The sequence below is a fragment of the Filimonas effusa genome, assembly GCF_004118675.1.
GTDB classification, from domain to species: domain Bacteria; phylum Bacteroidota; class Bacteroidia; order Chitinophagales; family Chitinophagaceae; genus Filimonas; species Filimonas effusa.
In genome coordinates this window covers 375,900-382,637 of record NZ_SDHZ01000005.1, presented here as the reverse complement: position 1 = coordinate 382,637, position 6,738 = coordinate 375,900, and the positions used below count along the sequence as shown (strand labels likewise).

General features: G+C 43.4%; 7 protein-coding genes. 3 read left to right on the top strand and 4 right to left on the bottom strand.

The window, feature by feature from the left end:
• Positions 1-331 precede the first annotated feature (331 nt).
• Both ESB13_RS23110 and ESB13_RS23100 read left to right on the top strand, forming a co-directional pair.
• The gene (locus ESB13_RS23110; RefSeq protein WP_129006336.1) at positions 332-1,705 is read left to right on the top strand and encodes a Fic family protein; all 1,374 of its coding nucleotides are present in this window, start codon (positions 332-334) and stop codon (positions 1,703-1,705) included.
• Between the two features lie 646 nt (positions 1,706-2,351).
• Complete coding sequence (locus tag ESB13_RS23100) at positions 2,352-2,852, top strand: hypothetical protein (RefSeq protein WP_129006334.1); 501 nt, start codon at positions 2,352-2,354, stop codon at positions 2,850-2,852.
• A 5-nt stretch (positions 2,853-2,857) separates the two neighbouring features.
• Here ESB13_RS23100 and ESB13_RS23095 read toward each other — a convergent pair whose 3' ends face one another.
• The 3 genes from ESB13_RS23095 to ESB13_RS23085 all read right to left on the bottom strand — a co-directional run bounded on the left by ESB13_RS23095 (position 2,858) and on the right by ESB13_RS23085 (position 4,736).
• Positions 2,858-3,220, bottom strand: coding sequence for a DUF1304 domain-containing protein (locus ESB13_RS23095; RefSeq protein ID WP_129006332.1), 363 nt, complete (start codon positions 3,218-3,220; stop codon positions 2,858-2,860).
• A 107-nt stretch (positions 3,221-3,327) separates the two neighbouring features.
• On the bottom strand, positions 3,328-4,113 hold the full coding sequence (gene ku, locus ESB13_RS23090) for a non-homologous end joining protein Ku (RefSeq protein WP_129006330.1): 786 nt from the start codon (positions 4,111-4,113) through the stop codon (positions 3,328-3,330).
• A 185-nt stretch (positions 4,114-4,298) separates the two neighbouring features.
• Positions 4,299-4,736, bottom strand: a complete 438-nt coding sequence (locus ESB13_RS23085) for a hypothetical protein (RefSeq protein ID WP_129006328.1) — start codon at positions 4,734-4,736, stop codon at positions 4,299-4,301.
• Positions 4,737-4,866: 130 nt separating this feature from the next.
• Between ESB13_RS23085 and ESB13_RS23080 the strand changes: the two genes are divergently transcribed.
• Positions 4,867-5,682, top strand: a complete 816-nt coding sequence (locus ESB13_RS23080; RefSeq protein ID WP_129006326.1) for a hypothetical protein — start codon at positions 4,867-4,869, stop codon at positions 5,680-5,682.
• Between the two features lie 55 nt (positions 5,683-5,737).
• Here the strand turns inward: ESB13_RS23080 and ESB13_RS23075 are convergent, their stop codons facing one another.
• Positions 5,738-6,691 (bottom strand): VOC family protein, encoded by a 954-nt coding sequence (locus ESB13_RS23075; protein ID WP_129006324.1) that lies wholly within the window; start codon positions 6,689-6,691, stop codon positions 5,738-5,740.
• Between the last annotated feature and the right edge of the window lie 47 nt (positions 6,692-6,738).

Below are 6,738 nucleotides of genomic sequence, written 5' to 3'. Positions count from 1 at the left end.
GTTAAACACAGTTGCCTATAAATTGGGTGCAATGATAAATTATTTGCCTGTTTGTTGCTCGTGCGGGGTGTTTGGGGGGATACCAGCGTTCGGTTCCCTGGGCAAATGTAAAGGCGACGCTCCGTTCATGGTCCTGTCAGGGATGGTGCCCAGAAAGACAGCTATGAAAAGAAAAAGAAACCTCAAATTTATTGTCGTATAACTAAGAGTATTAGTCGTATATGCGATTTTTACGACTATTATTAGACTTTATTGTCGTAAAAACTTGATTTGCGACAATAAATAGGGTATATTAGTCGCATAAATCCTATAATAGTCGTGTAAACAGCCCATGAGAATAACCAAACAACAGTTAGAGCAAGAATTAAATCTAGTTGAGCAGTCCCTGAAAAAATTTAAGGATGGGACCTCAATCGAAGATATTCGCCAGATTACAGGGCTTGAATTGCGAACCCTTCAACGACGATTAAAAGAATTGGCCGATCAAGGACGCATCAGTATATCCGGCCAGCGTAAAAGCACATTGTATCATCCTATTCATATTTCATATCCTGAGGTCATTAAGGATACAGAGGACGAGATTGTCCCGTTATCCACTATGGGTAAGGAAATAAAGGCTATCATTTCAAAGCCAAGCGCAAAACGCCATCCAGTCGGGTATGACCTGAAATTTCTAACCAGTTATCGCCCAAATATCGACAGCTACTTAACGCCAGAAGATAAAAACAAACTCGCCTCTCTGGGTAAAACGGCACGTTTAAACCAGCCAGCAGGAACATACGCTAAAGAAGTTTTGCAAAGATTGCTTATAGACTTGTCCTGGAATTCTAGCCGCTTGGAAGGAAATACATATAGCTTACTGGATACACAACGCCTGATTTCACAAGGGGAAGAAGCTGACAATAAAACAGCAGCAGAAGCACAAATGATCCTGAACCATAAGGATGCTATTGAATTTATTGTCCAGGGCAGCGAGGAAATTGGCTTAAACAGATATACGTTAACCAACCTGCACGCCATGTTATCAAGCAACCTTTTGCCAGATCCGGCAGCATCCGGGCGGCTTAGAAGCATGGGGGTGGGTATCAGTAATTCAGTATTTACTCCTTTAAGCATACCGCAGCAAATAGAAGAAATGTTTGAATTGCTGCTTGATAAAGCTAACCAGATAGAAAATCCCTTTGAACAGGCTTTTTTCATCATGGTCCAGTTGCCCTACTTACAGCCTTTTGACGATGTAAACAAAAGGGTTTCACGTCTGGCTGCCAATATTCCTTTGAACAAACATAATTTTTCACCTTTGGCCTTCGTAGATGTTCCCGGTGAGATCTATGTACAGGGCATCATGGGTATTTATGAATTAAACAGGATTGAGCTTTTCAAAGATGTATTTATGTGGGCTTATGAAAGATCAGCCCAACGTTATGCAGCATTACGCCAATCGTTAGGTGAACCTGACCCATTCAGATTGGAATACCGAGAACCTATAAAAAGTCTAATCACTGAAATCATATCCCAAGCGTTAACTCCTAAACAAGCAACAGATTTGATACACGGCGAAGCTGAGCTGTTTGACAAAGATCAAACAAAGTTTATTGAAGCGGTTGAAACAGAATTGTTGGCAGTCCATGAAGGAAATTTTGCCAGGTATCACATACGACCATCAGAATTTAAAAGATGGCAAGAGGTCTGGAAAAACAACTAGGGCATGTTATGGTTTGGGGTTCTTTTTAACTCGATTTTCAATGACAGCATCTAATGCATCGTCCGCTGCCTGATTAATAAAATTGGCTTGGTAAGCAATGGTAGTAGATACATGAGAGTGCCGGTAAAGTTTCTGTAGCATCTGAATAGGAATAGCATCCCCAGCCATTCCACCAAAAGTATGACGGGAAATGTGCATTTGTCAGCTTTCCTTCAACACCAGCAGCGGGAGCAACGTGTAAGCGAAGCACTTTATCAATGGCGCTTACTTTAAAGGCAATTGTTCTTTGTTCAATAAATTCATCTGATAAGTCAGCGCCTTTTAATTCCGGAAAAATAAAGGATCAGTTCGAAAATTTGTGGGCGGGGATTCGGGATCAAGTTGATTTCGTTTATGGGAGTAGCTCCCGGGCGGCTCTAAGGCGGCTTGTAAGGCCGTATATAAAGCGCATTCTTTTGTAACTGTTGGGGGGAGTGTTTTAATTGATGCAGAAGCGGTGCTATTGCCTAATGGCGGAGCCTGTTTTTGGGGGGTGAATGGTACTAACAGGTATGATTTGAAAAATAGTGGCGGGAAAAGTTAATCATTTTATTTTTTGTAAATTGTCGAAAGAAAAATACAATATTAACCGTAAAATGATTACACTATGAGACAGTTAAACTGCGTTCTATGCTTTTTCGCCATTGTTCTCATTCCATCAACTGCGTTTTCTCAATCTGCCTGCGACGAAGTAAAGAAAGAAAATGAATACCTGCGAAAAGCATTAAAGATCACTACCCCTGTAAAAACAGCTACTTCTTTAAATATTGATTTCAATATTATCAAGGTTGAAGGTAATAAAAAAGAACAAACAGTAACGCTTACACTTACGATTGTAAATCATGATCCCAATCAAAGGGTTTCTTTTGACAGGGCGCAGGCCATTGATGCAGAAGGAAATGAATACCCGACCGATGATACTCATATAGGTAGTTCATGGAGAGCGAATACCGCCTATACAGAAACACCTATCAAGGCGACAATTGTTTTCAAAAAAGTATTACCGTCCACGCAGCTATTCAAGCTGGTTGCTGTAGATTATTTTCATGAAAAGCATAGCAGCACTATCAAATTTGAATACCGGGATCTTACTATAGACTGGAAATAATTACGTTATTTCAGCCATACCAATAACAAGCCTGCTATAGCTGGCAGGGCCTGTACAAAGAAGATGCGCCTGGAGGCGGTGGCGGCTCCATAGATGCCGGCTATTGCTACGCATGCTAAAAAGAACAATGCTATATTCCGCTGCCATTGGATATCGCCGACACACAAAGACCATATTAACCCGGCGGATAAAAAGCCATTGTACAGCCCCTGGTTTGCGGCCAAGGCTTTTGTGGGTTTAAACAAATGTTCAGGTAAGCTTTTAAAAGTACGTTTGCCGGCGGTTTCCCAGGCAAACATCTCCATCCACAAAATATAAAGATGCTCTATCGCAATAAGACCGATCAGAATCTTGGCAGCCGTTTCCATATGGTTTCTTTTAATGCAAAAGTTACCATTTTTTGATAGATCTGCAACTTCATTCCTTTCTGTGTTTTTGTAAGGCTTTGCTTTTGCAGGTATTGAGAGTCGCCGGATTATGAGGCCTTCTTCCGCCTGGTTCCACTTCCTCCCAGGCTTGCTTTTAATTGAGACAGAAGGTCACTGGATTTTTTATGGACAACTTTAAGGTGTGATACTTTGGGCTTGGCGCCTTTTGCTTTTGCCTTAATGACCTTCATCAATTGATCGGTATAGGTGTCTTTGTATTTTGAGATATCGAAAGGTTCTGTCAACTGGTCTATAAGGGATATTGCCATTTTCAGTTCAGCAGGTTTGACCGACGATTTTTTAGGCAGGTTAAGATCTGTCTGTGGTCTTATTTCCTGGTGAAACCTGATACGGTTGAGCAGTATTACATCGTCCTGGGCGCGCAGTATTGCCAGGCCTTCTTTGTTACGCATAACGAAACTTGCGACACCTACTTTACCTGTTTTAGCCAAAGCTTCGCGCAGCAAGGCATAGGCTCTTACCCCGGATTTATCGGGTTCCAGGTAATAGGGAGTTTCGTAATATACGGGATCTATCTCCGTTTCGTTGACGAACTCTGATATGGAGATCGTTTTTGTTTTTTCGGCGTTGGCGCTTTCGAAATCCTTATCGGAGAGAATTACATATTTATCGTTCATGAGGTATCCTTTTACAATCTGGCTCCAGGGAACTTCTTTGCCGGTACTCTCGTTCACTCTTTTGAATTTTATATTGGAAAGGTCTTTTTTATCCAGCATATCCAGATCCAGCTCGCTGCCCTGTGTAGCGCTGTATAATTTAACCGGGATGTTTACAAGGCCAAAACCGATGGCGCCCGTCCAGATAGGTCTCATAATCTAAGGTTTAAAATGGGGCCAAAAGGACCGTGCCTGCATACGGTTAGATATAATATTTCAGTAAATCAGCGTTTTACTTGTTATATATCTGAGGAAAAACAGCAACAAACGCATAACGGGAGGGTATTTAAAAGCATGAAGCTTTTGTAACCAAGTAATGCAGCTCTTTAGAGCAGGCGGTATTATTTCAATAATATTTTACCGAACTTTTCGAGTTCGCTGACTTCGGAGGGAGATAACACTTCGTTATTGTCGTAGCGGGATTTGAGGAATAAGACCCTTTTATGCTGGGGATACCGGGTTAGGATGTCGTTGATAAGCGCGCCGGCATGCGCATCTTTTGTGAAGGGGGCGGCTTTCACTTTTTCCAGATCGGGTAGGGCTTTATTCCGGGTTGGCATTTTTAAGATCCTGGCTTCCAGGGTAGCCAGCAGGTTGGGTGGCAGATCGCGTACTTTTTTTGCCTTTTCGAAGAGTCCCTGTAGCTGTTTCTTGCTTAAACTACCTCTTTCCTCGTATTGGTGCATGAGACTCATTACAAACAAAGCGTCGGGGTTGGCCTTATAACAGGCATCCAGCACTTTCTCTATTACGTCTACATCGGGCTTTTTCTTTTCCATGACAAAACAAACTTCGCAATTCTTTCTCAAAACCCGATTTGTCCGTTTCAAAATAGCCATTTAAAAATCTGTGTTTTCATGCAACGATCATTCACCGGAATGTATCTTTTATGTAAGAAAACAGGCTTGTATGAGATCCAGTGTCGCGATTGTCCTTTTTTTCACCATTCTGCTCGGCAGTTGTTCAAAGGACAAGTCGGGGCTGCAGGCAATTGCCCCAACACATATGTCTTCCTATCTTCTTGATAAAGTGGAATTTAAGAACAGCAATACCACTGCTATTTATTCCTATAATGCGGACAGCACCCTGGCGGAGGTATTTTATAACAATGAGCTGGCGCCATCGTTCACAGCATATGCCTATGCTGATAAACAACTGACACGCACAGCGGTAAACGGTGAGCCGGCCGCCATTTACAGTTATACGAATGGCTATCTGACCACTGTAACATCTTCCGGCAAAGACAGTGCGACCAATGGCTATAAGCTGGTGTTCTCGTACGCCCCTAACGGGATGCTGGAAGAAATGCAATATTTCACTGCCGACAGCAGTGGCATGCATCTTCATACCACGCACTTGTACCAGTATAATATTGACGGGCTGCCGGCGAAAATAACTTCTATAGGAAATAGTGTTGTTACAACCACTGTTATTCACGGCTATTCGGAGGAGTGTGATTTTGATGCCGCCAGCCTTATGGGGCCGGCAGTATCTGATGATCTGTATATGATCTACAATTATTCCCTGCTTACGCAGCTTAACAGGCTGCCTGCTGAAATCGTTGTTTCGCGGGCAGAAGGACGCAATGCGGCTGTAGTTGAAAGGAAATACAACGCCAGTTTTACTATTACCAACAGGAAACTGGAAAAAATCAAGTCTGTTACAACCTATTCCGCTCATCCTTCGAATGAAGAAGGTGACGAATGGGTGTTCCACTACAAATAGACATCGCCCGGTTTATTTGTAGCAGGTCTGCCCACGTGGGCAGACCTGTTTTTTATTAACGATAGTCGTCGGCTTTGAAGCTTACCGGCGGAACGGCTTTTTCTATTTGTTCCCTGGAAGTTTCGAACCAGGAAGGCAGTTTCAGTTCTTCGCCCAGATGATCTTTCTCCTCATCTACTGTGAATCCGGGGCCTGCTGTGGCTACTTCGAAAAGAACGCCACCAGGTTCACGGAAATAGATGGAGGTAAAATAGTTGCGATCTAATACAGGTGTGGGATTCAGCATTCGCTGGGAGATCTTTATGCGCACCTGCTCCTGGCTGGCCCTGTCGGGTGTACTGAATGCGAGGTGGTGTACTGTTCCGCCGCCGCCCAATCCTTTTAGCGTATCGGGTGCGCACAAGATATCGATATAGTTGCCGGGGCTGTCGTTGGCTGCAAAGCGGAAGCGGTTTCCTTTTTCAGCTATCAGTGTATGGTTCAGTTGCTCTGTCAGCAATCCTGCTGTACGTTCGTAACCTTCTTCCCAGATCTCCACATTATAGAAGCCCCTGATAGCATGTTCTATTGGAATATGTCCGTAAGTAAATCCGGGCCGCTGGTCTTTATCGTTGAATACAAGTTCCAGCCCTAATCCATCGGGGTCTTCAAAATAAACGACAAGTTCTCCGTCGAATCGTTCTTCGGGTTGTTTTGTTGTCACTGAAAATTTCTTCAGTCTTTCTTCCCAGTAAGGGAAAGAAGCGGCCGGCACTGAGAAGCTGGTGGTATTCAGCATGCCTTTTCCGTGGCGACCGGCGGCAATACCTGCATAGGGAAAGAACGTAAGGATACTGCCGGGGTGGCCTACCTCATCGCCATAATAGAAGTGGTATACTTCCCGGGCATCAAAGTTCACGGTTTTTTTTACCATACGAACGCCAAGGATCCCACAATAAAAATCGATATTCTCCTGCGCATCTCCTGCCAGGGCAGTAACGTGGTGTATGCCCGTTATTAATTGTGACATAAGGTTCCGGTTTTAGTTCAGCGTATAATATTACTATAAATTGCAGC

Bases quoted from the DNA above. Each gene is read 5' to 3' on its own strand.
- ESB13_RS23110 (WP_129006336.1), top strand. From the start codon at position 332: ATGAGAATAACCAAACAACAGTTAGAGCAAGAATTAAATCTAGTTGAG.
- ESB13_RS23085 (WP_129006328.1), bottom strand. From the start codon at position 4,736: ATGGAAAAGAAAAAGCCCGATGTAGACGTAATAGAGAAAGTGCTGGAT.
- ESB13_RS23080 (WP_129006326.1), top strand. From the start codon at position 4,867: ATGAGATCCAGTGTCGCGATTGTCCTTTTTTTCACCATTCTGCTCGGC.
- ESB13_RS23100 (WP_129006334.1), top strand. From the start codon at position 2,352: ATGAGACAGTTAAACTGCGTTCTATGCTTTTTCGCCATTGTTCTCATT.
- ESB13_RS23075 (WP_129006324.1), bottom strand. From the start codon at position 6,691: ATGTCACAATTAATAACGGGCATACACCACGTTACTGCCCTGGCAGGA.
- ku (WP_129006330.1), bottom strand. From the start codon at position 4,113: ATGAGACCTATCTGGACGGGCGCCATCGGTTTTGGCCTTGTAAACATC.
- ESB13_RS23095 (WP_129006332.1), bottom strand. From the start codon at position 3,220: ATGGAAACGGCTGCCAAGATTCTGATCGGTCTTATTGCGATAGAGCAT.